29 protein-coding genes and 1 pseudogene are annotated in these 26,996 nt (G+C 57.3%); 18 read left to right on the forward strand and 12 right to left on the reverse strand.

What is annotated here, in order from left to right:
* Positions 1–15: 15 nt before the first annotated feature.
* The 4 genes from AUK77_RS12980 to AUK77_RS12995 all read right to left on the reverse strand — a co-directional run bounded on the left by AUK77_RS12980 (position 16) and on the right by AUK77_RS12995 (position 3,681).
* A complete protein-coding gene (locus AUK77_RS12980) occupies positions 16–789 on the reverse strand; it encodes a uroporphyrinogen-III synthase (protein ID WP_296130370.1) in 774 nt (257 codons plus the stop codon).
* A complete protein-coding gene (gene hemC / locus AUK77_RS12985) occupies positions 786–1,724 on the reverse strand; it encodes a hydroxymethylbilane synthase (protein WP_296130373.1) in 939 nt (312 codons plus the stop codon). Before hemC ends, AUK77_RS12980 begins: the two co-directional genes overlap by 4 nt.
* Positions 1,725–1,855: 131 nt before the next feature.
* Complete coding sequence (locus AUK77_RS12990; protein ID WP_296130375.1) at positions 1,856–2,602, reverse strand: LytTR family DNA-binding domain-containing protein; 747 nt, start codon at positions 2,600–2,602, stop codon at positions 1,856–1,858.
* Complete coding sequence (locus AUK77_RS12995) at positions 2,599–3,681, reverse strand: sensor histidine kinase (RefSeq protein ID WP_296130376.1); 1,083 nt, start codon at positions 3,679–3,681, stop codon at positions 2,599–2,601. The genes AUK77_RS12990 and AUK77_RS12995 overlap by 4 nt, the downstream gene beginning before the upstream one ends.
* A 252-nt stretch (positions 3,682–3,933) precedes the next feature.
* Between AUK77_RS12995 and argH the strand changes: the two genes are divergently transcribed.
* The 6 genes from argH to AUK77_RS13025 all read left to right on the forward strand — a co-directional run bounded on the left by argH (position 3,934) and on the right by AUK77_RS13025 (position 9,770).
* Positions 3,934–5,328 (forward strand): argininosuccinate lyase, encoded by a 1,395-nt coding sequence (gene argH / locus AUK77_RS13000; protein ID WP_296130378.1) that lies wholly within the window; start codon positions 3,934–3,936, stop codon positions 5,326–5,328.
* 28 nt (positions 5,329–5,356) lie between these two features.
* Positions 5,357–5,599 (forward strand): hypothetical protein, encoded by a 243-nt coding sequence (locus AUK77_RS13005; protein WP_296130380.1) that lies wholly within the window; start codon positions 5,357–5,359, stop codon positions 5,597–5,599.
* Between the two features lie 7 nt (positions 5,600–5,606).
* The gene (locus tag AUK77_RS13010; protein WP_296130382.1) at positions 5,607–6,086 is read left to right on the forward strand and encodes a GNAT family N-acetyltransferase; all 480 of its coding nucleotides are present in this window, start codon (positions 5,607–5,609) and stop codon (positions 6,084–6,086) included.
* 24 nt (positions 6,087–6,110) lie between these two features.
* A complete protein-coding gene (locus tag AUK77_RS13015; protein ID WP_296130383.1) occupies positions 6,111–6,377 on the forward strand; it encodes a hypothetical protein in 267 nt (88 codons plus the stop codon).
* A gap of 98 nt (positions 6,378–6,475) precedes the next feature.
* Positions 6,476–6,730 (forward strand): TIGR02647 family protein, encoded by a 255-nt coding sequence (locus AUK77_RS13020; RefSeq protein ID WP_296130384.1) that lies wholly within the window; start codon positions 6,476–6,478, stop codon positions 6,728–6,730.
* A gap of 151 nt (positions 6,731–6,881) precedes the next feature.
* Positions 6,882–9,770, forward strand: a complete 2,889-nt coding sequence (locus tag AUK77_RS13025) for a class I adenylate cyclase (protein WP_296130386.1) — start codon at positions 6,882–6,884, stop codon at positions 9,768–9,770.
* Between the two features lie 8 nt (positions 9,771–9,778).
* On the opposite strand, the gene rnk is transcribed toward AUK77_RS13025, so the two are convergent.
* From rnk to AUK77_RS13045, 4 genes are all read right to left on the reverse strand, one after another.
* A complete protein-coding gene (rnk, locus tag AUK77_RS13030) occupies positions 9,779–10,189 on the reverse strand; it encodes a nucleoside diphosphate kinase regulator (protein ID WP_296130388.1) in 411 nt (136 codons plus the stop codon).
* A gap of 118 nt (positions 10,190–10,307) precedes the next feature.
* Positions 10,308–10,514 (reverse strand): DUF1289 domain-containing protein, encoded by a 207-nt coding sequence (locus AUK77_RS13035; protein WP_296130390.1) that lies wholly within the window; start codon positions 10,512–10,514, stop codon positions 10,308–10,310.
* Positions 10,495–10,827: an iron donor protein CyaY gene (cyaY, locus tag AUK77_RS13040; protein ID WP_296130393.1), complete on the reverse strand. Its 333-nt coding sequence runs from the start codon at positions 10,825–10,827 to the stop codon at positions 10,495–10,497. The genes AUK77_RS13035 and cyaY overlap by 20 nt, the downstream gene beginning before the upstream one ends.
* Before the next feature lie 97 nt (positions 10,828–10,924).
* Entirely contained in the window at positions 10,925–11,962 is a 1,038-nt protein-coding gene (locus AUK77_RS13045) for an AraC family transcriptional regulator (RefSeq protein WP_296130394.1), read from the reverse strand.
* 147 nt (positions 11,963–12,109) lie between these two features.
* Here AUK77_RS13045 and AUK77_RS13050 point away from each other — a divergent pair, with 147 nt between their 5' ends.
* The 6 genes from AUK77_RS13050 to AUK77_RS13075 all read left to right on the forward strand — a co-directional run bounded on the left by AUK77_RS13050 (position 12,110) and on the right by AUK77_RS13075 (position 16,748).
* Positions 12,110–12,235: a lipoprotein gene (locus tag AUK77_RS13050; RefSeq protein ID WP_296130396.1), complete on the forward strand. Its 126-nt coding sequence runs from the start codon at positions 12,110–12,112 to the stop codon at positions 12,233–12,235.
* Positions 12,236–12,244: 9 nt separating this feature from the next.
* The gene (lysA, locus tag AUK77_RS13055; RefSeq protein WP_296130397.1) at positions 12,245–13,492 is read left to right on the forward strand and encodes a diaminopimelate decarboxylase; all 1,248 of its coding nucleotides are present in this window, start codon (positions 12,245–12,247) and stop codon (positions 13,490–13,492) included.
* 5 nt (positions 13,493–13,497) lie between these two features.
* Positions 13,498–14,328, forward strand: coding sequence for a diaminopimelate epimerase (gene dapF / locus AUK77_RS13060; protein WP_296130399.1), 831 nt, complete (start codon positions 13,498–13,500; stop codon positions 14,326–14,328).
* Positions 14,329–14,341: 13 nt separating this feature from the next.
* On the forward strand, positions 14,342–15,040 hold the full coding sequence (locus AUK77_RS13065) for a DUF484 family protein (RefSeq protein ID WP_296130400.1): 699 nt from the start codon (positions 14,342–14,344) through the stop codon (positions 15,038–15,040).
* 113 nt (positions 15,041–15,153) lie between these two features.
* Positions 15,154–16,056 (forward strand): tyrosine recombinase XerC, encoded by a 903-nt coding sequence (gene xerC, locus AUK77_RS13070; RefSeq protein WP_296130402.1) that lies wholly within the window; start codon positions 15,154–15,156, stop codon positions 16,054–16,056.
* Positions 16,053–16,748 carry an HAD-IA family hydrolase gene (locus AUK77_RS13075; protein WP_296130403.1) on the forward strand — a complete coding sequence of 232 codons (696 nt, stop codon included), beginning with the start codon at positions 16,053–16,055 and terminating at the stop codon, positions 16,746–16,748. The genes xerC and AUK77_RS13075 overlap by 4 nt, the downstream gene beginning before the upstream one ends.
* 159 nt (positions 16,749–16,907) lie before the next feature.
* On the opposite strand, the gene sutA is transcribed toward AUK77_RS13075, so the two are convergent.
* From sutA to glnK, 4 genes are all read right to left on the reverse strand, one after another.
* Positions 16,908–17,240 (reverse strand): transcriptional regulator SutA, encoded by a 333-nt coding sequence (sutA, locus tag AUK77_RS13080; RefSeq protein ID WP_296130405.1) that lies wholly within the window; start codon positions 17,238–17,240, stop codon positions 16,908–16,910.
* A gap of 272 nt (positions 17,241–17,512) precedes the next feature.
* The gene (locus tag AUK77_RS13085) at positions 17,513–18,763 is read right to left on the reverse strand and encodes an ammonium transporter (RefSeq protein ID WP_296130406.1); all 1,251 of its coding nucleotides are present in this window, start codon (positions 18,761–18,763) and stop codon (positions 17,513–17,515) included.
* Positions 18,764–18,841: 78 nt separating this feature from the next.
* Positions 18,842–20,158 (reverse strand): ammonium transporter, encoded by a 1,317-nt coding sequence (locus AUK77_RS13090; RefSeq protein WP_296130407.1) that lies wholly within the window; start codon positions 20,156–20,158, stop codon positions 18,842–18,844.
* 32 nt (positions 20,159–20,190) lie between these two features.
* Positions 20,191–20,529, reverse strand: a complete 339-nt coding sequence (glnK, locus tag AUK77_RS13095; protein WP_021700071.1) for a P-II family nitrogen regulator — start codon at positions 20,527–20,529, stop codon at positions 20,191–20,193.
* Positions 20,530–20,957: 428 nt separating this feature from the next.
* On the opposite strand from glnK, the gene AUK77_RS13100 reads away from it, so the two are divergent.
* From AUK77_RS13100 to AUK77_RS13125, 6 genes and pseudogenes are all read left to right on the forward strand, one after another.
* Positions 20,958–21,221, forward strand: coding sequence for an accessory factor UbiK family protein (locus AUK77_RS13100; RefSeq protein WP_296130408.1), 264 nt, complete (start codon positions 20,958–20,960; stop codon positions 21,219–21,221).
* Between the two features lie 39 nt (positions 21,222–21,260).
* Positions 21,261–21,497, forward strand: a pseudogene (locus AUK77_RS13105) (magnesium chelatase domain-containing protein); the annotation flags it as partial.
* 97 nt (positions 21,498–21,594) lie between these two features.
* The gene (locus AUK77_RS13110) at positions 21,595–22,875 is read left to right on the forward strand and encodes a site-specific integrase (protein ID WP_296130410.1); all 1,281 of its coding nucleotides are present in this window, start codon (positions 21,595–21,597) and stop codon (positions 22,873–22,875) included.
* Positions 22,875–24,560, forward strand: coding sequence for a hypothetical protein (locus AUK77_RS13115; protein WP_296130411.1), 1,686 nt, complete (start codon positions 22,875–22,877; stop codon positions 24,558–24,560). The genes AUK77_RS13110 and AUK77_RS13115 overlap by 1 nt, the downstream gene beginning before the upstream one ends.
* Positions 24,561–24,562: 2 nt before the next feature.
* The gene (locus tag AUK77_RS13120) at positions 24,563–26,581 is read left to right on the forward strand and encodes a hypothetical protein (protein WP_296130412.1); all 2,019 of its coding nucleotides are present in this window, start codon (positions 24,563–24,565) and stop codon (positions 26,579–26,581) included.
* On the forward strand, positions 26,578–26,982 hold the full coding sequence (locus AUK77_RS13125) for a hypothetical protein (RefSeq protein ID WP_296130415.1): 405 nt from the start codon (positions 26,578–26,580) through the stop codon (positions 26,980–26,982). The genes AUK77_RS13120 and AUK77_RS13125 overlap by 4 nt, the downstream gene beginning before the upstream one ends.
* Positions 26,983–26,996 lie beyond the last annotated feature (14 nt).

Here is a 26,996-nt window from a genome sequence, read left to right on the forward strand (position 1 = left end):
TATCCATCCTTTGCGTCAGAGATCGGCCGCAGGTTGCGCCTGCAACACTGCCAGCAATGCCGCGGCGCTCGCACCACGACAATCGACAACACTATGGGCACCCGCCGCGCGGGCCAGTTCGGCTACACGCGGGCTGGGTACAAACAAGGGTAACTGGGCCAGTTCGTCCCAGGCCTCACCGGCCAGTTCGCGCAAATGCACAAAACCTTGCCCACTGCTGACCACCAGGGCGTTCAGGCGTTCAGCACGAACACGTTGGATCAGCGTGGCAGGCGGGTAAACGGGCAGCACCCGACGATACAGTGGCAGATAGTCCACCTCTGCGCCTTGGCCGCGCAAGCGCTCAGCGAGTAACTCTCGGCCACCCTCGCCGCGCCCGATTAATACCTTGGGGATTTTGCACGCAGCCATGGCCTGTTGCAGGCGCGGCAGCGCCAGCAAGGCTTCGCTGTCATCGGCCTGTTCGGGGTAATGCACGTTCGCGTGCTGGTGCAACAAAATCTGCGCAGTGGCGGCTCCCACACTGAACCAGGGCTGCTCGGCAGGTACACGGATCTGGCTGTGCGCCAGGCGTTCGAGCAATAAGCGGGCCGCCGGCTTGCTGACCACGATCAACGCGTTGTACTCGGCCAACGCCGCCAATTGCGCGCGCTGCTCAGCCCGCTCAGCCAGCGGTTCAATGGCCAGTAGGGGTAGGCTGCTGCTGTAAATACCGTGCTGCGCCAACGTGGCAACCAACGCGGTCGACTCCTGAGCCGGCCGGGTCAGCAGCACACGCCATGGGCTCACTCGGCAGCGGCCTCGCCGTACACCGCTTGCAGAATGCCCGCGGCACCTTGGGCCAGCAGCGCTTCGGCCACTTGCACGCCCAATTGCTCGGCCTCGGCACTGCTGCCGCGCAGTTCAGCACGTAACAATTGCGAACCATCGGGTTGGCCGACCAGCCCGCGCAGCCACAGCTGCTCACCCTCGAGCAGCGCATAGCAGGCAATCGGCACCTGGCAGCCACCATTGAGGTGCTTGTTCAAGGCGCGCTCGGCAGTGACGCGCAAGGCCGTTTCGCGGTGATGCAGAGGGGCCAGCAGGGCGTGAATCTCGCTGTCGGCCGTACGGCATTCGATACCGACCGCGCCCTGCCCACCGGCAGGCAGACTGTCTTCAGCACTGATCGAGCTGCGAATGCGGTCGGCAAAGCCCAGACGAATCAGGCCCGCCGCGGCAAGGATAATGGCGTCGTACTCGCCGGCGTCCAGCTTGGCCAGACGGGTGTTGACGTTGCCGCGCAAGAACTGGATTTTCAGATCCGGCCGGCGCGCCAGCAACTGAGCCTGACGGCGCAGGCTGGAGGTGCCGACCACACTGCCCGCAGGCAAGGCGTCGAGGCTGGCATAGGTGTTGGAGACAAAGGCATCGCGCGGGTCTTCACGCTCGCAAATGCAGTACAAGCCCAGACCTTCGGGAAAATCCATCGGCACGTCTTTCATCGAATGCACGGCGATGTCGGCCTGATTTTCCAGCAGCGCGGTTTCCAGCTCTTTGACGAACAGCCCCTTGCCGCCGATCTTCGCCAGCGGCGCATCCAGCAGCTTATCGCCACGGCTAACCATGGGCACCAGGCTGACCTTAAGGTCAGGGTGCGCCTGCTCCAGACGGGCTTTAACGTGTTCGGCCTGCCACAGGGCTAAGGCACTTTTACGGGTGGCAATGCGAATTTCGCGAGACATGGGCAATTCCAGAAAACGGACTGCCGGGGATGATAGCAAGAAGTGACAAGCTGCAAGCTAATCAGGCGAGGTCGCGCGCGGCGACAATCAAGCCCCTAGCGCTGGCGACGGCTAGGGACTTGTAGCCTGCGCTACAGGTTATTCATCAGCTTGCGCACCCCGGCGACATGCCGACGGCTGACGATCAGCGCTTCCTCGTGCATGCCCTTGAGGTAGAGCTGAAAATGCCCAAGCGGTGTGCGCTGCAGCCGCTCGATGCGCTCACGGGCCACCAGTGCATTGCGGTGAATACGCACAAAGCGATCGCCAAATTCATCTTCCAGCGCCTTCAGTGGCTCATCCAGCAGCACCTCGCCGCCGGTGTGGCGCAAAGTCACGTATTTGTGGTCGGCGATGAAGTAGATCACCTGATCCAGCGGAATCAGTTCAATACCTTTGCGCGTGCGAGCACTGATGTGGCTGCGCGGGCCGCCACTGCTGTCCGCGGCGGGACGGGTCAAGGCGGCCAATTGCACGCGGTTAGGCCGCTCGGCTTTTTTCAGCGCTTCGCTCAGGCTTTCTGCACGCACCGGTTTGACCAGATAACCGACAGCACTGACCTGAAAAGCTTCCAGGGCAAACTCATCATGCGCGGTGCAAAAAATCACTGCCGGCGGCGCTTCGCGCTCACACAGTTTGGCCGCCACTTGCAGCCCGTCCAGGCCGGGCATGCGGATATCCAGCAGCACCACATCTGGCTTCAGGCTGTCGATCAGGCTCAATGCCTCTTCGCCATTGCTTGCCGCCGGCTCCAGCACACGATAGCCCTCGAGTTCGCCCACCATGCGGCTCAGGCGCTCACGGGCCAAGGGTTCATCATCGACAATCAGGACATTCATAATGCACGGGCTTCCTGCTTGGGTCTGGCACAAGGATAGCGTAGACGCGTGAAGTGACGTCCGTCATGACGCTCTACGCTGAGACTGGCCTGTGGACCGAAAAGTGCCACCAGCCGCGCATCAATATTGGTCAAGCCTTGATGCGTGCCGCGCGATGGCGGCTGCTCACCGAGTTGTTCGTATGGATTGCTCACACACAACTGGAACACCCCCTCGTGATAACTCGCTTCGACCTGTACCAAGCCACCCTCGATACGCGGTTGAATACCGTAGATCAAGGCGTTTTCCAGTAAGGGCTGCAGCGTCAGTTGTGGAATCGGTAGATCATCCGGTACATCGACAATCTCCCATTGCAACTGTAGACGCTCGCCAAGCCGATAGCGCTCAATCGATAAATATCGTTGCGCCAATTCCAATTCCTCGCGCCAGGGCACCAAGCTGCCGGGCTTGGCCAGGCTAGCGCGAAACAAGTCAGAAAGATCCAACACCGCTTGCTCGGCTTTATATGGATCAATCACCACCAGACTGGCAATACTGTTCAGGCTGTTAAACAGAAAATGTGGGCGGATGCGCGCTTGCAGCGACTCAATCCGCGCCCGCAATTCAGCCTGCTCCTGCTTGCGCCATTGGCTTTGCAGGTAAAAATAGCGCAGCAGCAGCGCCGACATGATCAGGCTGATCAAGCCATGGCGCAGGTACAGATTGACCTCACCCGTACGCGGCAGTGGCCCGCCCAGCTCGTAGTAATCGGCCACTGCCGTGCACAACAAGCTCAGCGCAACCACAATCGCACAACACAACGCCCCCGCCGTCGCCGCGGCCATGCGCGCCATCAGGGGGCGCAAGCGGCACAACACCGCCGCCGAGAGCAGCACAATCCATTGCACAAACAGCGACGTCAGGGCCAAACGCACCCAGTCAAAGCCCGGCAACATCGGCTCAGACAAAACCAGCACCAGCACCAGCAACTCGGCCAGCAGCACCATGCTCAGCAGCGCTTCAGGCTGGCACAGTTCCGGGACGAAGAAATCATCAACCGGCTCGGGTTGTTTTTCTGACAGCAGGCTTTTTATGTTCATTGCCGCAGTTTCCGCGTGAGCCAGGCTGGCAGCAAGCCATGCCGAGGCGACCGGGCAAAATAAAGCGCTCAAATGCGCGCGCCGCAGCAAATGTGTGAACCGCACAACACTGCCCGCCGACAGATCGCTCGCGACAGCGCTCATGCAACGCGGCGAATTTACCGGCCAGCCTGTTATTATCCGCGCCTGATTCCGTCTTGCCGGCCGTCATACGCGGTCAGCCCGTTTTAGCGCACCAGCCGAGCGAAGCCCATGAGCACTGAAAAAACCAACCAATCCTGGGGCGGCCGCTTCAGCGAGCCAGTCGACGCCTTTGTTGCCCGCTTTACCGCCTCCGTCGAATTCGACAAGCGCCTGTATCGCCACGACATCATGGGCTCCATCGCCCACGCCACCATGCTGGCCAAAGTGGGCGTACTGACCGACGCCGAACGCGACACGATCATCGACGGCCTGCAAACCATCCAGGGCGAAATCGAGGCCGGTCAGTTCGACTGGCGCGTCGATCTGGAAGACGTGCACATGAACATCGAAGCGCGCCTGACCGACCGCATCGGCGTGACCGGCAAAAAACTGCACACCGGGCGCAGCCGCAATGACCAAGTGGCCACCGACATTCGCCTGTGGCTGCGCGACGAAATCGACCTGATCCTCGGCGAAATCACCCGCCTGCAGCAGGGTTTGCTGGAGCAGGCCGAACGTGAAGCCGCGACCATCATGCCCGGTTTCACCCACCTGCAAACCGCGCAACCGGTGACCTTCGGCCATCACCTGCTGGCCTGGTTTGAAATGCTCAGCCGCGACTACGAGCGCCTGGTCGATTGCCGCAAGCGCGCCAACCGCATGCCGCTCGGCAGCGCAGCACTGGCCGGCACCACCTACCCGATTCAGCGCAAGATCACCGCACAACTGCTGGGCTTTGACGCCGTGGGCGGCAACTCGCTGGACGGCGTATCGGATCGCGACTTCGCCATTGAATTCTGCGCCGCCGCCTCGATTGCGATGATGCACCTGTCGCGTTTCTCCGAAGAGCTGGTGCTGTGGACGTCTGCGCAGTTCCAGTTCATCGACCTGCCGGATCGCTTCTGCACCGGCAGCTCAATCATGCCGCAAAAGAAAAACCCAGACGTCCCCGAGCTGGTTCGCGGCAAAACCGGCCGTGTATTCGGCGCCCTGATGGGCCTGCTGACCCTGATGAAAGGTCAGCCGCTGGCCTACAACAAGGACAACCAGGAAGACAAAGAGCCGCTGTTCGACGCCGCCGACACCCTGCGCGACTCGCTGCGCGCCTTTGCCGACATGATCCCGGCGATCAAACCCAAGCACGCCATCATGCGTGAAGCGGCGCTGCGTGGTTTCTCCACCGCCACCGACCTGGCCGATTATCTGGTGCGCAAAGGCCTGCCGTTCCGTGACTGCCACGAAATCGTCGGCCATGCCGTGAAATACGGCGTGCAGACCGGCAAAGACCTGGCCGAAATGAGCCTCGACGAACTGCGCCAGTTCAGCGACCAGATCAGCGACGACGTCTTCGCCGTGTTGACCCTGGAAGGCTCCGTGGGTGCCCGCGACCATATCGGCGGCACTGCACCGAATCAGGTGCGCGCGGCTGTGGTACGTGGCCGCGAGCTGCTTGCAGCACGCTGATAGGCCAATGAGGGGAAAGGGACTTCCCATGCTTGAACTCGTTGCGCGCGTTTTATTGTCCCTAGCTGGGGCTGTGGCAGAGTGGCTGCTGACTTATTTCTTTTATGCCTGCGGCTGGCTGGTGCTGCGATTGCTGACCCTGGGTAACTATCCGCGCCTGCCATTGCATGTGTCCGATCCGATGAACCCACGCAGTAGCTGGGTCGCCGCCTTCGGTATTTTCTGTGTGGTCGGCATGCCGCTGACTGTTCTAGTTTTTCTCTACGGCTAAGTACCCCATGTCCCTACGAATTCGCCCCGCCACCGCCGCCGACGCCGCTCTGATCCTGCGCTTTATCACCGACCTGGCGATCTACGAGAAAGCCGAACACGAAGTGCAAACTGATATCGCCGGCATCGAAGCCAGCTTGTTCAGCCCCCAAAGCAGCGCGCAGGCGCTGATCTGTGAGCATGACGGCGCGCCCATTGGTTATGCCGTGTACTTCTTCAATTACTCGACCTGGCTGGGCAAAAACGGGCTGTACCTGGAAGACCTTTACATCACCCCGGAAAAACGTGGTGTGGGCGCGGGCAAAGCCCTGCTCAAACATTTGGCGCAACAGGCTGTCAGCCTGGGTTGCGGACGCTTCGAGTGGGCCGTGCTGGACTGGAACCAGCCCGCTATCGACTTTTACCAGTCCTTCGGTGCCAAGCCGCAGGATGAATGGACCACCTACCGCCTGACCGGCCAAGCCCTGCTGGACTTTGCCCAAGGCTGAAGCCGCATTTTTTAGGAGCCGCCCATGAGCGAGCAAGAAGACGAAGATTTCGCCCAGGACACCCTGTCCCAGGCCATCGAAAACCAGCTCGAAGCCGGCGAACCAGCCTTTGTTCAGTCCGTTCTGAACAAGCTGACCTTGGTGGGCTATGAGCGCGATGAAATCATCGAACTGATGGCCCTGGTACTGGCCGATGAGATCGATAGCATGCTGCGTGAAGATCGCTCCTTCGACCTGGCCCGTTATGAGCAAGGCTTGCGCGCCCTGCCGGAATTGCCGGCACAGGCGTAAGCCGGTCGTAACGCCACGATTAAAAGACTCAACGAGCCAGCACGGGTCAGCGTCCGGCACTACACTGCATGCACCCATGACCACATGATGGAGTCACCATGCACGCATTCAGCTCTGACCTGATCGACGAAATGGAAATCCTGGCCCTGTACAACCTGAGCAACCATCTGGAAGGGCTCAAAGTGCACAACAACGCATCGTTCAAGGCGCAAGGAGCGATTACCCGCCTCTTCGAAAAAGGCCTGATCAGCGAGCCTGATGGCGGTTACCTCACCAGCCTGGGCATTGATGCCGCCGAACACGCGCAAAGCCTGCTGACCATTCTTTCCACTCAAAGCGCCCTGCACACCTAAGTCACCGCTTCACGCTCACGCCCATTGATGCAGCCGCGGCACGCGCTGCATCACGGCGGCGGCCCGAGCAAACAGCCCTCAAGCCTGCCAAGCAGGTTCCAAGAATGAGGGCAGCTGATAGGCTTAGTAGGTCGCCCGCACGAGCACCAGCATGAGCCGCACTCAAGAAATTCGACCCGACATTGACGATGGCATCGACCGCAAGGTGTTGGCGCAGCTGCGTGCGCGCTTCCTCACCCTCAACCAAAGCCGGTTGGCGCGAGCCATGCAGGCGCTGTCGACACGCCAGCAGATGGTGCTCACGCTGCTGCCGCTGCTGTTTCACGTTAATCATCCGCTGCTGCCCGGTTATGTCTCCGGGCTCACGCCGGCGGGCCTTAGCGGCTTTGAGCCGGACGATAACCTGCTCGCCGAAGCGCAGCGCCTGACCCGCTCCTTTGCCTATAAACCACAACGCAGCACCCAGGCGCAGCCGATTCACGGCCTGTTTCTGATGGGCAGCCTGGGCACGATCGCTCAGGCCGAGCAGAGCGACATGGACTTCTGGGTCTGCCATGCCAGTGATCTCAGCCCCCAACAATTGCACGAGCTGAGTAAGAAATGCGCACTGCTGGAAACCTGGGCGGCGACACTGGGCGCGGAAGCACACTTCTTTCTGGTCGACCCGGCGCGCTTCACTCAGGGTGACCGCGACGCTCAACTGACCTCCGACGACTGCGGTACCACCCAGCATTACCTGCTACTCGATGAGTTCTACCGCACTGCCATCTGGCTCGGCGGACGCACGCCGCTGTGGTGGCTGGTGCCGGTCTATGAAGAAACGCGCTACGCCCACTACACCCGCACACTGCTGGAGAAGCGCTTTATCCGCGCAGAGGATGTGCTCGACCTCGGCCATCTGGCGCGCATCCCACCTGCCGAGTTTATTGGTGCGGGGATGTGGCAATTGTTCAAGGGCATCGAGTCGCCCTACAAATCGGTGCTCAAGCTGCTGCTCACCGAGGTGTATGCCAGTGAGCATCCCAAGGTCGAATGCCTGTCGCTGCGCTTCAAACAGGCGGTGTTTGCCAATCGCGTGGATGTCGATGAACTGGACCCTTACATCGTGGTGTACCGCCGCCTGGAGGAGTACCTCAAGGCACGCGGCGAGCACGAGCGCCTGGAGCTGATCCGCCGCTGCCTGTACCTAAAAGTCGATAAAAAACTCAGCCGCCCACCGCGCAACCGGCGCAAAAGCTGGCAGCGCCTGCTGCTGGAGCGCCTGACCCAGGACTGGAACTGGGACAGTCGGCAACTGGCCATGCTCGACAGCCGTAGCCAATGGAAAGTCCGTCAGGTCAGCGCCGAACGGCGCGTGCTGGTCAATGAGCTGACTTACAGCTACCGCTTCCTCTCCGAATTTTCCCGCAGCGAACACGCTGGCAGCTCGCTTAACAGCCGCGACCTGGGCATCCTCGGCCGCCGCCTGTATGCCGCCTTCGAACGCAAAGCCGGCAAGATTGAATTCATCAACCCCGGTATCGCCCCGGACCTCGCTGAAGACACCCTGACACTGGCCCAGCAAAGCAACGCCGATGACCCCGAAGAAAGCGTCTGGGCGCTCTACAGCGGCAGTCTCAACGCGCAGGAGATCAGCGATTTTTCGCCACTCAAACGCTCACGCGAACTCATCGAATTACTGGCCTGGTGTCAGCGCAACGGGGTGATCGACAGCAGTACGCGACTATCACTGCACCCAGGTTCCAGCGACCTGAGTGAGTTTGAACTGTCCAATTTGCTCGAAAGCCTGCAGCAATTGCTGCCACTGCCGCTGCCGGCAATCGACGAAGAGGCACTGCTGAGCGCCAGCGTGCCGACTGACGTGATGTTGCTGATCAACGTGGGCGTCGACCCGCTCAAGCAGTTCAGCCAGATGAACCTGCACATGACCAGTGAGCGCACAGACGCTCTGGGCTATTCCGGGGTGCGCGAAAACCTGATTCTGACCCTCGATCAAGTCACCCTGAACAGCTGGAACGAGTTGCTGGTCACCCGCTATGACGGCCCGCAAGCCCTGCTCGACTGCCTGCGCGACTTTCTCAATAACCTGCCGACTAATGGCCGCCTGCCAAACCTGCGCGTACGCTGCTTCTGCCGTAATCGCGCCACGGCGATTGCCGAACGGGTTGAAGAGCTGTTCCGCGAAACCCTCGCCAGCTTCAGCGGCACGCAAACCAACCGTTACCTGCTGCAAATCCGCCAGCACTATCACGTACTGGAACTGAAGCCGGGCCAGGTCAGCCACACCGGCCTGCACAACTTGCCCGCGCTGGTTGATTACCTTGGCGAGGAACTGCCCGGTTACAGCGACCTGCACGTCGATCGCAGTGCACTGGAGGGCGATGACCTGGCGCTGATCCTGCCGGTGGGCCAGCCGCACTGCATTCAAGTGTTCTACCGGCTCAACGAAGGCAACGCGTTGGCAGAAGTCAGCGTGCTGGATGAGCACAATGCACTGTGGCGTCAGCACATACCGTTTCGCGATGAACAAAGCCTGCTGACACCGCTGCACCGCTTTCTGCAATCACTGCTGTACCGACGCAATACCCTGCTGCCCTTGGACAACCTGCCCGACCACCAGCCGCTGGATGTGCTGTATTACCAGATCCTGCCGGATGCGCCTTTGCGCGCGCAGCGCCTGGAACGCCGTGCCGCGCCGCAGTCGGCCATCAGCCATCCGTTTTACGACGTGCAGGCCATTGTCGAACAGGCCGATGGTCACAATGGCTGGTCACCTGGCATGCCGAGCCTACAACGCACCCATGTCACCCTGTACTGCAACCACCGTGAGTTTTCCGAACTGGAATACGCCGGCGACCTGTACGCCGCCGTAGCCCAACACATCCTCGCGCAACGCCGCGAAGGCGCACGCTACCCCTGCTACATCACCGACCTTGACCTGTCGGCCGTACTCGGTGAGGGGCATATGCAAAGCGTGCACTACCTGCGCTACAAGAGCCGCCTGGAAGCGGCACTCAATCAGGCGCTGCAGAAGGCCTGAGCAAGGGTTTAGGAGCGGCTGTACTCACCCGCCGCTTCCGGCTGGTACTCGACGGCCAGCAAGGTGAGCTTGAGTACTTTGCCGTTGGGCGCGGTCCAGTCGATGTGTTGGCCCACCGACAGGCCGAGCAGGGCGCTGCCGACCGGGGCGAGGATGCTCACGGTGCCTTCGTTGCCGGCGTCCTGCGGGTAAACCAGGGTCAGGTGATAGTCCTTGCCACTGCTCTCCTCACGGCAATGCACGCGCGAGTTCATGGTCACCACACCGGCGGGCACCTCGTCATGCCCCACCACGTCGGCGCGGTCCAATTCGGCCTGCAAGGCTTGGGCACCCGGGCCAAATTCCTCCAGGCTGTCGAGCAGGTTTTCCAGGCGCTGCAAATCAAGGCGGGTAATGGTGAGTGACGGTGCGCTGGTCATGGTGCGGATTTATCCCCTTTAACGGCTGCTGAAAAAAGCAAAACCCCATCACGAGGATGGGGTTTGCAAGTCGATGCCTGACCGTACCACAGCCACTCAAATAAACAAGACTACCCGGTCAAGGCCGCCCCACACGCTGTTGCAGACGGGCTTGGGCAGCCACGCAAATGGCCTGCTGGCGCGGCGCGTCGGCTTTTGCCCAGTCGAGAATATCCTGCAAGGTACGCCCGCAGCCCAGACAGATATCCTGATCATCCAGACAACACTGGCGGCGGCAGGGCGAGGCGACCGGCACACCTGTGGCGTCAGAGCTCTTCAAACTCAAGGTCGGCACCTGATTGTTCAAGAGTGATGCGCGCCAGCATTTCGCCGAGCTGTTCGTCACTGCTGTCACACATCCAACGCTCGCTGGCCTGATCGTAGTCAAAATGAAAGCCACCCGAGCGCGCCGCCAGCCACAACTGGCGCAGCGGTTCCTGACGGCTAAAGATCAGCTGAGTGCCGTTCTCAAAACGAACGGTCAGCACACCCGCGGAGTTTTCCAGGTCCAGGTCCAGATCGCTGTCATCGAAAATGTCCTCCACCGCCTGCTGGGTGGCATCGACCAGATCGTGAAAGCGGGCTTCGGTCAAACTCATTACGACTTACCTCAAAAAAATCAGCGACTGCGAAAGTCATGGAAACTGGCGCATATGAAAACGTGACGAACAAAGGTTAGGCAAGGTGCCGTCACTTTCAGGGCATCAGGTGGCGGCGATAGTCACCAGGGCTTTGCCCCGTCCAGCGGCGAAACGCACGGGCCAGCGAAGCCGGTTCGCTGAACCCCACCAGAAAGGCGATTTCCGCCAATTCCAGCGCTGGGTCACGCAGGTAGTGCAAGACCAGTTGCTGACGGGTTTCATCCACCAGTTGGTTAAAGGATAACCCGGCTTCGCGCAAACGGCGCTGCAGGGTACGCGGACTGAGTGCCAAGCGCGCGGCAATCTGCTGCAGATCGGGACCAGCTTCGGGCAACTGGCGCGACAGTTCCAGACGTGCACGCTCCAGCACCTGCTGCCCTGAACGCATCTCACCCAACTGGCGCTCAGCGTAGGCATCGAGCATCAGCCGCACTTGCGCATCGGCCTGCCCGAGCGGGGTGGCCAGCAGGCGTTTAGGGAACACCAGGGCATTATCAGCCTGCCCAAACAGCACCGGGCAGCGGAAAATGCGCGCATGCTCCGAGGCATCCGCCGGGGCGGCGTGTTGAAAGCGCACTTCGCTGGGCGGCAGGTTCAACCCGCTGATCCAATGGCCAAAGGTCACCCAAGCGGCCAGGGTTTCCTCGCATAACTGCCGCTGTTGCTGCGCCACCAGGGGTCGACAACTGTGCGCCACCAGCGGTTCGTGGCCTTCGCGCGGCGGCTCGTCAGCCAGATCAATGTGCAACAGGTTGCCGACTAGCGCGGCATAACGCGCCTGCCGGTGCAGAGCGTCGGACAGGGTCGCGCAACTCATGATCAAGTAACCCAGCACGCCGTAATAGCCCGGCCGTACCGCCTCGCCCAAGTGCAGGCCGAGGTGCTCATCGCCGGTCAACTGCACGCCAAGCGCGAGCAGATCCAAGTAGACGTTGGCGGCAATCCGCTGATCGCGCTGGCTGAGAATCTGCGGCGTCAGGTGTACGCGAGCCAGCAGCGTGCTGCTGTCGAAGCCCTGACGCTCCAGGTAATCGAGCAGCCCTTGCAGGTAGGCGACTGAAACCGAACTGCTCAGGCTGGCAGGGGGCTCCATCCAGGCTCCTTAACGCGACGAGTGACGACAAAGGCAGCCCAGAAGATACAGGCAAAGCCCCGTCAGACGGGAACCCCGGCGCATAGGCAAGGCGTCGGGTGGTCGGTATACTCCGACGCAATTATGCTTTTTTACAAGGATTTCACCATGAAGCGGTTGTTTGCTGCCTTTATCGCGATTGTTGCCGTCAGCACCCTGCTCGCGGGCTGCGGCCAGAAAGGCCCGTTGTACCTGCCGGAAGAAAGCCAGCCAGCGCCTGCGCAAACCGAATAAGGACAACCCATGAACGCCTTCAACTACCGCGACGGCCAGCTCTTCGCGGAAGGCGTGGCCTTGTCCGCCATCGCCCAACGCTTCGGTACGCCGACCTACGTCTACTCGCGCGCGCACATCGAGGCGCAGTACCGCGCTTATGCCGATGCCCTGCAGGGCATGCCGCACTTGGTATGTTTTGCAGTTAAAGCCAACTCCAACATTGGTGTGCTGAACGTGCTGGCACGTTTGGGCGCGGGCTTCGACATCGTTTCCCGTGGCGAGCTGGAGCGCGTATTGGCCGCCGGTGGCGAGCCGAGCAAAATCGTTTTCTCTGGTGTCGGCAAGAGCCGCGACGACATGCGCCGCGCACTGGAAGTCGGCGTGCACTGCTTCAACGTCGAATCCACCGACGAGCTGGAGCGCCTGCAACTTGTGGCGGCCGAGCTGGGCAAGACGGCGGCGATCTCGCTGCGGGTAAACCCGGATGTCGACGCTGGCACCCACCCGTATATTTCCACGGGCCTGAAAGAGAACAAGTTCGGCATCGATATCGAACACGCCCCGGCTGTTTATGCCCGCGCCGCCGCGCTGCCGAACCTGCAGGTCGTCGGTGTCGATTGCCACATCGGCTCGCAGCTGACCACGTTGCCGCCGTTTCTTGATGCCCTCGACCGTTTGCTCGCGCTGATCGATCAGCTCGCCGCCGACGGCATCCGCATCAAGCACCTGGATCTGGGTGGCGGTCTCGGCGTGCAGTACCGCGACGAGCAGCCGCCACTGGCTGGCGACTACATCAAGGCTGTGCGTGAGCGCATTGCTTGCCGCGATCTGGCGCTGGTGTTCGAGCCGGGCCGCTCCATCGTCGCCAATGCTGGCGTGCTGCTGACGCAGGTGGAATACCTCAAGCATACCGAACACAAAGACTTCGCCATCGTCGATGCCGCAATGAATGACCTGATCCGCCCGGCGCTTTACCAAGCCTGGATGGACGTGGTGCCCGTGCAACCACGTGACGGTGCCACGCGTAACTACGACATCGTCGGCCCGATCTGCGAAACCGGCGACTTTCTCGCCAAAGATCGCGAACTGGCGCTGGCCGAGGGCGATCTGCTGGCCGTGCGTTCTGCCGGCGCTTACGGCTTTGTCATGAGTTCCAACTACAACACCCGTGGCCGCGCTGCCGAGGTGATGGTGGATGGCGAGCAAGCCGTGGAAGTACGCCGCCGCGAGACGCTGCATGAACTCTTTGCGGGCGAAAGCCGCCTGCCGGAGTAGTGGCGATGTTATTGCGATTTACCAAAATGCACGGCTTGGGCAATGACTTTATGGTCCTCGACCTGGTCAGCCAGCACGCGCATATCCAGCCGAAGAACGCCAAGCAGTGGGGCGATCGCCACACCGGCGTGGGTTTCGATCAACTCTTGATTGTCGAACCGCCGAGCAACCCCGACGTGGATTTCCGCTACCGCATCTTCAATGCCGATGGCGGCGAAGTGGAGCAGTGCGGCAACGGAGCGCGCTGTTTTGCCCGCTTCGTGCTGGACAAGCGCCTGACCGTAAAGAAGCAAATACGCGTCGAGACCAAGGGCGGCATCATCGAACTGGATGTACGCAACGACGGCCAGATCAGCGTCAACATGGGCCCACCGCGCCTAGTGCCAGCCGATATCCCCTTCCAGGCCGAACAGCAGGCGCTTAGCTACACAGTGGCCGTTGACGGTCAAACCGTGGAACTGGCTGCCGTGTCGATGGGCAACCCACATGCCGTGCTGCGCGTGGACAATGTCGACAGCGCGCCGGTGCATACCCTCGGCCCTAAACTCGAACACCATCCGCGCTTTCCGCAGCGGGTGAATGTTGGCTTTCTGCAAGTGGTTGACCGCCAACGCGCCAAACTGCGGGTTTGGGAGCGCGGTGCCGGGGAAACCCAGGCCTGCGGCACCGGTGCCTGCGCGGCGGCCGTGGCGGCGATCAGCCAAGGCTGGATGGACTCACCCGTGCAACTCGAACTGCCCGGCGGCAAACTGAGCATCGAGTGGGCAGGCCCCGGTCAGCCCGTTATGATGACCGGCCCCGCCGTACGCGTGTACGAAGGACAGGTTCGTTTATGACCGAGCAGCGTCTATGACCGATAAGCAGGATTCACCCAAGCCATTGGATTCGGAAACAGTTGCCGCTTACCTGCGCCTGCACCCGGAATTCTTTATCGACCATGACGAGCTGATTCCCGAGCTGCGTATCCCGCATAAGCGCGGCGATACGGTGTCGCTGGTTGAGCGCCAAGTGAAACTGCTGCGCGAGCGTAACGTTGAGATGCGCCACCGCCTCGCCCAACTCATGGACGTCGCTCGCGACAACGATCGCCTATTCGACAAGACCCGCCGCCTGGTGCTCGATTTGCTCGATGCTGGCAGCCTGGAAGAAGTCGTCAGCTGCGTTGAAGACAGCCTGCGCCGCGAGTTTCAGGTGCCCTTTGTCAGCCTGATCCTGTTCAGCGACATCGCCCTGCCGGTGGGCCGTTCGGTCAGCAGCGCCGAAGCGCATCAAGCGATTGGTGGCCTGCTCAGCGGCGGTAAAACCGTCTGCGGCGTGCTGCGCGATCATGAATTGAACTTCCTGTTCGGCAGTGAAGCCGCCGCGCAAGTCGGCTCAGCGGCCGTGGTCAGCCTCAGCCACCAAGGCCTGCACGGTGTCCTGGCGATTGGCAGTGCCGATCCGCAGCATTATAAAAGCTCGCTGGGCACGCTGTTTCTCGGCTATATCGCCGAAGTCTTGGCGCGCGTGCTGCCGGGCTTTGCCATGCCGTTGCGTTCGGTACGCTAGAGGCTTTAGCAGGCGACCCGTAGGATGGGTTACGGTGCAGGCAACCCGCGGCCAATACGACAGCGTCAGGCGCTTAACCTGCGCGGCTCGCCCCATCCTACGGAGCTTGGTCCTTGAAGCTTGAAGCTGATTTAGCCGCCTACCTCGAACACTTGCGCAGTGAGCGACAGGTGTCCTCGCACACCCTCAGCGGCTACGGCCAGGATTTGGCCAAGCTGCGCGCCTTTTGTACCGAGGAAGGCCTGGCCAACTGGGCCGAGCTGGAAACGCCACGCCTGCGCCGCCTGATCGGCCGCCTGCACAAGCAAGGTAACTCCAGCCGCAGTCTGGCACGGCTGCTTTCGGCCACCCGTGGGCTGTACCGTTATCTGATGCGTGAAGGGCTCTGCGAGCGCGACCCAGCCAGCGGCCTGACGCCGCCCAAGGGCGAACGCCGCCTGCCGAAAACCCTAGATGCCGACCGCACCGCGCAGCTGCTCGACGGCGCGCTGGAAGACGATTTTATCGCCCGCCGTGATCAGGCCATGCTGGAGCTGTTCTACTCCTCCGGGCTGCGCCTGTCCGAGTTGGTCAGCCTCAACCTCGACGGCCTCGACCTGCCCGCCGGCTTGGTGCGGGTCATCGGCAAAGGCAACAAGACCCGCGAGCTGCCCATCGGCCGTATGGCTCGCGAGGCTATGGCGCAGTGGCTGCCGTTGCGCGCGCTGGCGAACCCGCCTGATGGTGCGGTGTTTATCAGCCAGCAGGGCCGGCGCATTGGTCCGCGTGCCGTGCAGTTGCGCGTACGTCAGGCTGGCGTGCGCGAGCTGGGCCAGCACCTGCACCCACACATGCTGCGCCATAGCTTTGCCAGCCATATGCTGGAATCATCCCAGGACCTGCGCGCCGTGCAGGAGTTGCTTGGCCACGCCGACATTGCCACCACCCAGGTCTACACCCATCTGGATTTCCAGCACCTGGCCAACGTTTATGACCAGGCCCACCCTAGGGCCAAACGCAAAGGCAACACCGAATGAGTATTCAACTGATCACCTTCGACCTCGACGACACCCTGTGGGATGTCACCCCGGTGATGCAGGACGCCGAAGCCACGCTGCGCAACTGGCTCGCCCTGCACGCACCGCGCTTGGGCGCCGTGCCGGTGGAACACCTGTGGTCGATTCGCGCGAACCTGCTGCAGGCCGACCCAATGCTCAAGCATCGCCTCAGTGAACTGCGCCGACGTATTCTTTTTCACGCCCTGGAAAACGCCGGTTACCCACACAGCGATGCACAGATGCTGGCCGAAGCGGGCTTTCAGGTGTTTCTCGCTGCGCGTCATCAGGTCGAGTTATTTGCTGAGGTGCACCCTACGCTGGAAGCCCTGGCTAATCGCTTTAAGCTGGGCGTCATCACCAACGGCAATGCTGACGTACGCCGCCTGGGCTTGGCTGACTACTTTCAGTTTGCCCTGTGCGCCGAAGAGCTGGGCGTCGGCAAGCCTGACCCGAAGCCCTTTACCGAAGCCCTGAAACGCGCAGGTATCGCGGCCGAGCATGCGGTGCATATTGGCGACCACCCCAGCGACGACATTGCCGGGGCGCAAGCCGCAGGGTTGCGGGCGATCTGGTTCAACCCCCAGGACAAAGCCTGGGAAGCCGACAATGTCCCGGACGGGCAGATCAGCAGCCTGGCCGAACTGCCGGCATTGCTGCATAGCTGGGCGTAGACCGCACTTAACCGCCACGAATAACGGCCACAAAAAATCGCCTGGAGCGATTTTGACGTCGCGCAGCGACGGCCCTGAAGGGGTGGCCGCCCTGGATGGCAGGCCACAAAAAAGCCCGCATGCTGATGGCATGCGGGCTTTTTCTATTACGCCAGCTGCTTAGATGGGGCGGCTGCCGTACTTGCTATCAGGCTTCTTGGGCGGGTCGGCCACAACGTTGGCTTCGACCTCCTGCACTTTGCCGCCACGGGAGAGAAACTCCTCCATGGCACGGGCCAGTGCATCGCGCTCTTTCTGCTTGGCTTCGACGCTCGGCAGGTCGTCTACATCGACCGCAGCTTTGGTCTTTTTGCTTTTGCTGACGGGAGCAATCTCGTCATCACCATCGCCATCATCATTGGCGTCGCCATCATCGGCGGCGGCCAATTCTTCGCCTTCGTCTTCTTCTTCAGCGCCGTCTAATTCTTCGTGTTCCAGATCTTCGTCGCTCATGTTCCAACCTCATGACTTGCGAAAAGCAGAGTAGTTATAGCCCAGCTGCGTCAGCTTTCTAACGTTGCCGGCAAAAATTCATGGAGTTTCCTCACGTTGAGCGCTGCGCATCGGCAATCTGCGCTCAACGGCGCGCATTCTAGGGGCTGTTGGCATTTGATCACAACCGCGTAGAACCAGTTTTGACGCAGCACAAGCAGGATGCGGTTACTCAGGCCGTTGCAGAAAAAACAAAGGGCGCCAAAAGGCGCCCTTGTTTAAGACCCAGGGAATTAACGCTTGGTGAATTCCGGATAGGCTTCCATGCCGCATTCGGCGATATCCACGCCTTCGTATTCTTCTTCCTCGCTTACACGCAGGCCCATCACCGCTTTGATGATCGACCATACGATTAGGCTGGCCACGAAGACCCAGGCGAAGATCGCACCGATACCCAGCAGCTGAGCGCCCAGAGTGGCGTCGCTGTTGGTCAGGCAAACAGCCAGCAGGCCCCAGATACCGACTACACCGTGTACCGAGATGGCACCGACCGGATCGTCAAGCTTCAGTTTGTCCAGACCAAGGATCGAGAACACCACCAGCACACCACCCACACCACCGATCAGAGTGGCTTGCAGGGCGCTTGGGGTCAGCGGTTCTGCGGTGATCGCCACCAGGCCAGCCAGTGCACCGTTGAGAGCCATGGTCAGGTCGGCCTTGCCGAACAGGATGCGTGCCACGATCAGCGCTGCGATCAAACCACCGGCAGCGGACATGTTGGTGTTAACAAACACGTTAGCCACGGCGTTAGCGTCTTCGATGGTGCTCATCTTCAACTGCGAACCGCCGTTGAAACCGAACCAGCCCATCCACAGAATGAACGTACCCAGTGCAGCCATCGGCAGGTTGGCACCTGGAATGGCATTTACTTGGCCGTTCGGGCCGTATTTGCCTTTACGTGCGCCCAGCAGCAGTACACCAGCCAGCGCCGCACTAGCACCCGCCAGGTGCACCAACCCTGAGCCCGCAAAGTCGAGGAAGCCCGCTTCGTTGAGGAAACCCGAACCCCATTTCCAGAAGCCTTGAACCGGGTAGATGAAACCAGTCATCACCACGGCGAACGCCAGGAAGGCGAACAGCTTCATGCGCTCAGCCACCGCACCGGACACGATCGACATACAGGTTGCAGCAAACACCACCTGGAAGAAGAAGTCCGAACGGGCGGAGTAGTAAGGCGCATCGTCCCCGCCAGCCAGCACGGATTCAACGCTGTTTTCGTCACCAATCAGGAAACCCAAGCTTGGCAGAATGCCGCCTTCCGGGCTGGAGTACATGATGTGGTAGCCGATTACCAAGTACATGATGCTCGCCACTGCGTACAGGGCGATATTCTTGGTGAGAATTTCAGTGGTGTTCTTGGCACGGACCAGACCGGATTCGAGCATGGCGAAACCAGCCGCCATCCACATCACCAGTGCGCCGCAAACCAGGAAGTAAAACGTATCAAAACCGTACTGCAGTGCAGTTAATGCTGTGTTGTCCATAGATCACCTCATGCCGTCGCGCTTCAAAGCGCTGTTCGGTTAAGACGTCCGGGTTGGCGCCGGACGTACTCCGTGTGCTTACAGGTTGTAGCCGCGTTCGTTGTGTTCGGAGAGATCAAGCCCCACCGATTCGGTTTCTTCGCTGACACGCAAGCCCATCACTTTGTCCAACACCTTCAGAATCACGAATGTGACGATGCCGGTGTAGACCACGGTGAAGGCCACGCCTTTGAACTGAATCCACAGTTGCAGGGCGACGTTTTCCACTTCACCAAAGCCACCAAAGGCCGGTGCAGCGAAAATACCGGTGAGCAGTGCACCGACAATGCCGCCGATACCATGCACGCCAAATACATCCAGAGAGTCGTCGTAACCCAGCTTGCGTTTCAGGCTAGTGGCGCAGAAGAAGCAAATCACCCCAGAAGCCAGACCGATCACCAAAGCCCCGACCGGACCCGCTGTACCCGCCGCTGGCGTAATAGCCACCAGACCGGCCACCACCCCAGATGCAATGCCCAACGCGCTTGGCTTACCGTGGGTCAGCCACTCGGCAAACATCCAGCTCAGCGCCGCAGCCGCCGTAGCAATCTGCGTCACCAGCATGGCCATGCCTGCCGTACCGTCCGCTGCGATGGCCGAGCCGGCGTTGAAGCCGAACCAACCCACCCAGAGCATGGCTGCGCCGATCAAGGTGTAACCGAGGTTGTGCGGAGCCATTGCAGTGGTCGGATAACCCTTGCGCTTGCCCAACACGATGCACGCCACCAGACCGGCGATACCGGCGTTGATGTGCACCACGGTGCCACCGGCGAAGTCCAACACGCCCCAATCCCACATCAGCGCACCGTCACCGCCCCATACCATGTGAGCAATAGGTGCATAGACCAGGGTGAACCAGATGACCATGAAGATCAGCATGGCGGAGAACTTCATGCGTTCGGCGAAAGCACCGACGATCAAGGCCGGCGTGATGATGGCGAAGGTCATTTGGAAGGTGATGAAGACACTTTCCGGGAATGCACCAATCAACGAGTCCTTGGTCAGGTTGACCAAAAACAGGTTGTTCAGCCCGCCAATAAAGGAGTTGAAGTTAATAACCCCAGCTTCCATACCCGTGGTGTCGAAGGTCAGGCTATAGCCGTACACGACCCAGAGAATGCTCATGACGCCGGTAATGGCAAAACACTGCATCATTACCGACAGCACGTTCTTGGAACGCACCATGCCAGCGTAGAACAGCGCCAGACCTGGAATGGTCATAAACAGCACAAGCGCAGTGGCTGTCAGCATCCATGCTGTATCACCGCTGTTCAACACAGCCTCGTCCGCCAGGGCGATACCTGGCAAAACTAGAGACAAAAGGGCTCCTAGCCCTGCGATTTTTCGCAGAGTCATGGTTTAACTCCTGGGGCGTGGGGTTCGGAGGCTTAAACTGCGTCGGTGCCGGTTTCGCCGGTACGGATGCGGATCGCCTGTTCCAGGTTTACAACAAAAATCTTGCCGTCACCGATCTTGCCGGTGTTGGCCGCTTTGGTGATGGCTTCGATGACGCGATCGAGTTGATCGTCAGCGATTGCCACGTCGATTTTCACTTTTGGCAAAAAATCGACCACATATTCAGCACCGCGATACAGCTCGGTGTGGCCCTTCTGGCGACCGAAGCCTTTGACTTCAGTAACGGTGATGCCCTGTACGCCGATTTCCGACAGAGACTCACGGACGTCGTCCAGCTTGAACGGCTTAATGATGGCAGTGACTAGCTTCATGTAACTTTCTCCCGTGTAAGGTGGACTTGCCCCAGGAATTTCGAACCCGAACCAAGTCTAAGCGCAGTGCCTGGCTTTTGTAATGCATCGCCGCCCTGACTCAGCGGCACCGATACTCACCAACCGCTCCCGACGAAGCACTCCCCCGCCTCGTCTAACGCACCGGAACTGCATCGATGCTTGCGTCACTAGAGACATAGCAGAAAGCTTGCCAGATCGACGAAAAACGATTTATTTCATGCAGTTACTCGCTTAAAGCCGCTTTCGCAGGAATAACCGCACAGCGACAACGCACAATAACAGTGCACACCCAGCATCACGAGCGCGCGAAAAGCGTGCAGCCCACGCGCCATGCAGCCACAGCCGCACCCGGCAAGCGCAATAAAGCGCCGTGCTACACTGCCAGCAACTGCACACGGAACCTCATCATGCTGCCACCCAAAGCCCTGTTAGACGCCCTGACCACCCACGCCTCGCGCCTGTTCAACGGTGATATGCCCCTGCCACGCAGTGAATTTGAAGCGCAATTCAAAGTGCTGCTGCAAAGCGCCTTCAGCAAACTCGACTTGGTCAGCCGGGATGAATTCGACAGCCAAATGGTCGTGCTGGCGCGCACCCGAGCTCGCTTAGAAGCCCTGGAAGCCAAGGTGGCTGAAATGGAAGCCCGCAGCAGCGAGAGCGCCACCCCCTAACACCCGCAGCGGATGCACCTACCGATCAAGGAGTGATCGATGTCCCTGGCCATAGTCCATAGCCGCGCCCAAGTGGGCGTTGATGCGCCCGCCGTCACTGTCGAAGCCCACCTGGCCAATGGCCTGCCTTCGCTGGCGTTGGTCGGCCTGCCGGAAACTGCCGTCAAGGAAAGCAAAGACCGCGTGCGCAGCGCGATTCTTAATTGTGCTTTTGATTTCCCGCCCCGACGCATCACCCTGAACCTCGCCCCTGCCGATTTACCCAAAGATGGCGGGTACAGGTTAGTAAGTGCTATGGACGTCGCACACTCGTTAGAGCATCCTATGGACATGGCCAGCCAACCCTCTGGTTGAATGAACAGAGAACTCAAGTGTGTCTAGACAAGAATTCATCCTCTACACGCCGGTAAGAGCGACAGTAAATGATGGCGCTGTCAGTTGGGAAAAAGTAAATAACTTAAAGCCAATCAATGGATTCCCCCAATTATTTTGGTCAGACGGTTATCCTTGGAGAGAAGCGAATCTATGGCTGATGCTTCAGCATACGACTGGTGGTAAAGATCTTCAAACCATAAAGTCAAAATCCCACTCCCTTCACTCTTACTGCAAATGGCTCGAAGAAACTGATACTGACTGGCGGGATTTTCCAGCAGCAGAAAGTGACAGATGCTTAGTAAAATACCGCGGTCATTTAATTAAAACACGAAAGGCAAGCTTGATTGCCCCATCTACGACTACTCAGCGCATGCGGGTCGTAATTCAATTTTATCGGTGGTTAAGGTCGCAAGGCCTTATTAATCCACAATGGCCAATGTGGCGAGAAAGTTTTGTTCATTTTAGAATAAATAACTCCTTCGGTTTAGAACGCACACTAACTGTAAGCACGACCAGCCTTTCAATCCCAAATCGTTCGAAGGTAGGTGAAAAACTAGAAGATGGTCTTTATCCGGTATCAAATGTTGATCGGGATAAAATAGTCAAAATTGCTTTAGAGCACTGCCCTTACGAAATTTACCTATTCTTAATGGCTGGATTTTTTACGGGCATGCGCATCCAAACCTTAGCTGGATTGACCATACAAACATTGGAAAATGCAGTACAAGATCCAGCGTCTGAGGACTTATATCGTATCGCCGTTGGGCCGGCGGCAACTCCGTCAGTACCCACAAAAAACGATGTCACAGGGCACGTGTGGATATCAAAAGTGTTGCTAGATGAGCTTAAAGGCTACTGCTATAGCGCGAGCCGCTTGCTTAGAGAAGCCAAAGCTAACGCAGAACACAAAAACCTAGTCTTTCTTACCAAACATGGAAATCCTTACGCTGAACGAAACAAAGATCACTCACCAGCACTAAATGTAGCCATGCACAGTTTAAGAAAGGCTGGCATGCGAAATGGTGTGGCCGCACTTCAAAAATTTAAATTTCATCAAACTCGATGCACTTTCGCAACTGAGCTCGCTAGACTATCCATCGGGGCTGGTGGAGCAATCCACGCCATTGCAATAGTCAAAGATGCACTTCTTCACAGAGATGAAGCAACCACAATGAAATACATAAAATTTGTGGAAAAGTACCCGATAAAAATCTCAATGGCCAATGAGTTTACAAAAGCATTTTTCAACGTCGCGTCGGTCACGAGTAGTTCAATATAATGGCTGCCTTATCTGATCTGACATTTATTAATGTCCAATATGGCAAGCTGGAAACGCCCTGGAGCTTTAACTCTCTTTACTATAAAGGGCTTAGCTCTATTCCAATAGACCAAGTTACTCGACTAATCGCGAAAGGAAACATACCGCTGCCTAACAAGGCACGTGAAAATTTGGCGAGAAGATTTTACCAGTGCTTACAGGGTGAAATAGATGCCGGCAAAAGCCCTCGCACCATCAAATCAACACATCAAGTCATGCGATCCTTCTATGCGTGGGGTGATGCAAACGGCAAAAAAATGATCGAGACGTCTATTGAGCAGACATTTTTAGACTGGTGTGATTGGATGCTTGATCGCGCTCGAGGAAATACAAAGTCTGAACAAAATGCATTTTCGCGCGGCGTTAGAGTTGGATCGCTAATCGACAATGCTCTTGGCAGAACCAGAACTTTGATTTCTTATAGTCGCTTACGCAAAAAAACCAAACCAAAAGACTGGGGGAAAAACAGCGACAAAATAAATTTTGAAAAACTCTTTTCAATGGGCGGCGCTCTACTTGACATATGTAACTCACTAAAAATTAGCGACATTAAAGGCCCTATACCAATTGCGCTAAATTTTAGAAGTGGAGTGACCATCCCACATTGGAGTGGCTTAATACCCACCAAGAATCTGAAGTGGGGTGGCATGCAGAGCATTAACAAAAAGCCGCTAATCAAAAGGGCTATAAGAATGGCTGATACTAGCTGGGGCAGTAGATATTCCGTCATGAATCTAAGGATTGAGGCCGAGATACTTATCTTTATTGCGCAGACGCAGATGAACTTAACTCAGGTCTTAGAACTCCCTAATGACAAGTTTACATATCAAAGCGTCAGCAACGGATATCGCGTGGATCGCTTGTATAAGGAGCGCCGGGAAGGTGAGGTATCATTCAGTATTTTTAGTGAGTACAGATTACACTTCGAAAAATATTTGGAGTGGAGAAACTTGCTGTACCCAAGAGATGGCTTACTTTTCCCCCTGAGGTCTCATTTCGAAAGAGCGCCAACCTCAAACCCGAAATTTGGCGGCGTTCGAAAGATCTTGGATAATCTATCCATTGAATATATCACTCCGAGAGCGCTCAGAGACTCAAAGGTGAATTGGCTACTTCGAAGGACGCGTGACCCAAGCTTGACTGCTGAAATGGCGCAGCACACAGAAGCGACGCTATTGCAAGTCTATGACAAACCAAATCATCAAGCAGCCCTGGCTGAACTTACTCGATATCATCAAAAAAATGATGCCGCTTTAGAGCCGCCAGGTCCCGGCGTCTGTATTGAGGCACAACCCATCGAAATTTTTCAAGCTGTAAAGGGCACTCCTAAGCCCGACTGTACAAATCCAGCTGGGTGCATGTTCTGTGAGCATCAAAGAGACATCGCAGAGTTTGACCACGTATGGTCACTCTTCAGCTACCGTTATCTAAAATCAGTAGAACTGGCAACGAATCGGCCAACTAGCGCGGAGCGAGGTCAGCATCCTGCCAGTATGGTTATAGATGCCATAACAAAAAAAATTGAAGCTTTCTCCAGTACTCCTGAATTTAAACCGTGGATCGCCGAGTCTGCAACAAGACTAGAAGAAGGTCGCCATCATCCGAAATGGGATGGTTTTATAAGGCTCATGGAGAGTCGGCTATAACCATGAATATTCTGAATCGCTTAGCTTTGGGCATTGAACTACCGTTCATTACAACAGAAGCAAAAAATTATAGCCCACCCACCTGGCCTCCTACTCCTGATTATCCAGTAGTCATAGATCGTGATGGGAATATTATTTCGCGTTATGGTGATGCAGTTTGGATTTTAGATGCTTGGGCGGGTAGGAGGCTGCAACTGGATTTCCGCCCCTCGGGCGCTCGGGGCGTCGAATTGAGTGAGCGGTGCATAGAGATCGCAAAACTTGTGGCTGCATGGTGGCTTTGGGGGCCAAGACCCGTTACGAACGCTGGGACTTTAAAAGCTCGATTCACTCACTTATTCCCTTTATTCAAGATGTGCTCTGCTAAGCAGGTCGATCCATGCGAAATATATAAGCATCCGAAGGAATTAGAGGACTTTCCAAATTGGCTTTCATCATCTCACGCAGAACCGGCGCTTATACTTCTACACAACCTCTATGAAAGCAGAAATCAGTTCGGTCATGTGATACTCGACAGAGAAGCCTTACGCCGACTTAGTACATCTATTACCAAACATAATGGCGCTCAAACTGCGTATATTCCACCTAGGATCTGGTTATACCAGATGAAAAGGCTTCGTGAATTTTTAGACGATTATAATGAATGCTCTAGTGGAATCACTGCTTGCTATACAGAATGCATAAAGCTTTATGAAGCTAGATTTGGCTCACTCGACTCTCTTTATTCGGGAGATAGTAGTAACTCACGAGACCTGGACGGATCAGGCTTTTCAAGAAATTTCGGGACTTTTACCGCTTATGCGAAAAAGCATGGAATATATGAATATTTAAAAAAATGGATTATTGGATCTCGAACAACTGATAAAAGCTCAATTACAAATCTTGGAAGCTACATGTCTTTAGCTTCAAAGGTTGGAAATGCGTATTTGTTGAATCTGTCTTTGATGCGAGTGGATGAGGCATGGAAGCTACGAACAAAATGCCTAATAATTGAAGATGATCCTCAATTCGGGAAGATCTATACTTTAGGCGGCATAACTACCAAGCGTATACACGACACAGATGCTCGCTGGGTTACCTCTTCATCGGCTGAGATCGCCGTTAAAGTACTTACACATGTAGTTGATCTCCGTTTACAGACTGCAAAAAAACGTGCCGGATTAAAGATACCGCAAGATCAGATAAACAACCCTTGGTTCAATATACGTCAGTATGAACCCTGGGCTCGTGGCAATGGACTAGACGACGATTTTTCCGTACGCCCCAGTTATCCTAGCTATGCTAGCGTGCTAAAAAGCTACCCGTTACTTTTAGATCCGGCCGAGATAACTGTCACTGAGACTGACTTAGAGTACGCTCGCTTACTAACACCGACCCTTGGTGATGAAATAGAGGTAGGCAAGGTTTGGCCGTTTGCATGGCATCAACTGAGAAGGACCGGCGCCGTTAATATGCAAGCGTCCTCACTCGTCTCAGATGCTTCACTACAATACCAACTAAAGCACTCATCTCGCGCAATGAGTCTTTACTATGGCAGGGGATATTCACGAATAAAGCTTGACGATGTTGCCTATGCTACATACGTAAAAGCAATGTACGAAGTTCTTGGAAAAGAAATCACAAGGTTATTAACCCCTCGCTTTGTCAGCCCATACGGGGAGACCCGTAAAGCCCAGATACTTAGTGTTGTGTCTGCAACTGAGGCAAAAAAACTGGCTCAGGCAGCTAAAAAGGGGCAGGTTAACTGGAGAGAAACTCTAGCGGGTGGCTGCACGAAACGTGGCCACTGTCCCTATGGGGGAGCCGATACCCTCGTACATTGTGCAGGCGGAGATGGTAAGCGGCCTTGTGTCGATGCTCTTTATGATCGCGAACGGATGCCACAGCTTCTCGAGTTGAAGGAAATTATTTCTGAACGCCTTGAGAGTGCGCCGACAGGCTCGCCTTATTACGGATCACTGATAATGCAGGACCGAGCAGTAAATAATGTTATTCAAACATTAACAGGAGAAAGTTCATGAGTCGCGCGGAACAATCTTTTAGAGACGCCTTTAGCAGGCTAAAAAACGACTCTCCATTGGTCTTGCCTAAGGGCTCTCCAGTTACGCAAAACAATATCGCCAAAGAAGCAGGCACTGACCCTACAGCGTTAAAAAAAGCTCGATTCCCTGAACTGGTTGCCGAAATTCAGCATTGGGTTTCACAAAACAACCAACCTAAACCCGTTTCCGCACGTCAATTAAGCGTAAAAGAGAGAGCGAAGAATAGAAGTTATCGTGAGCATATTGCTGACTTAACCATGCAAAGAGATGCCATCGCTTCACAACTATTGGAAGCTGATGCGAAAATCCTTGAACTAACTGCTGAGCTAGACAAGCTTCGGCGAAAGCCTCTACCTCCGAATGTTAAGCGCATCCGATAAGCTGCGTACCGATG

Origin of the sequence: Pseudomonas sp. Ga0074129 (assembly GCA_001465025.1) — a bacterium.
GTDB lineage: Bacteria > Pseudomonadota > Gammaproteobacteria > Pseudomonadales > Pseudomonadaceae > Aquipseudomonas.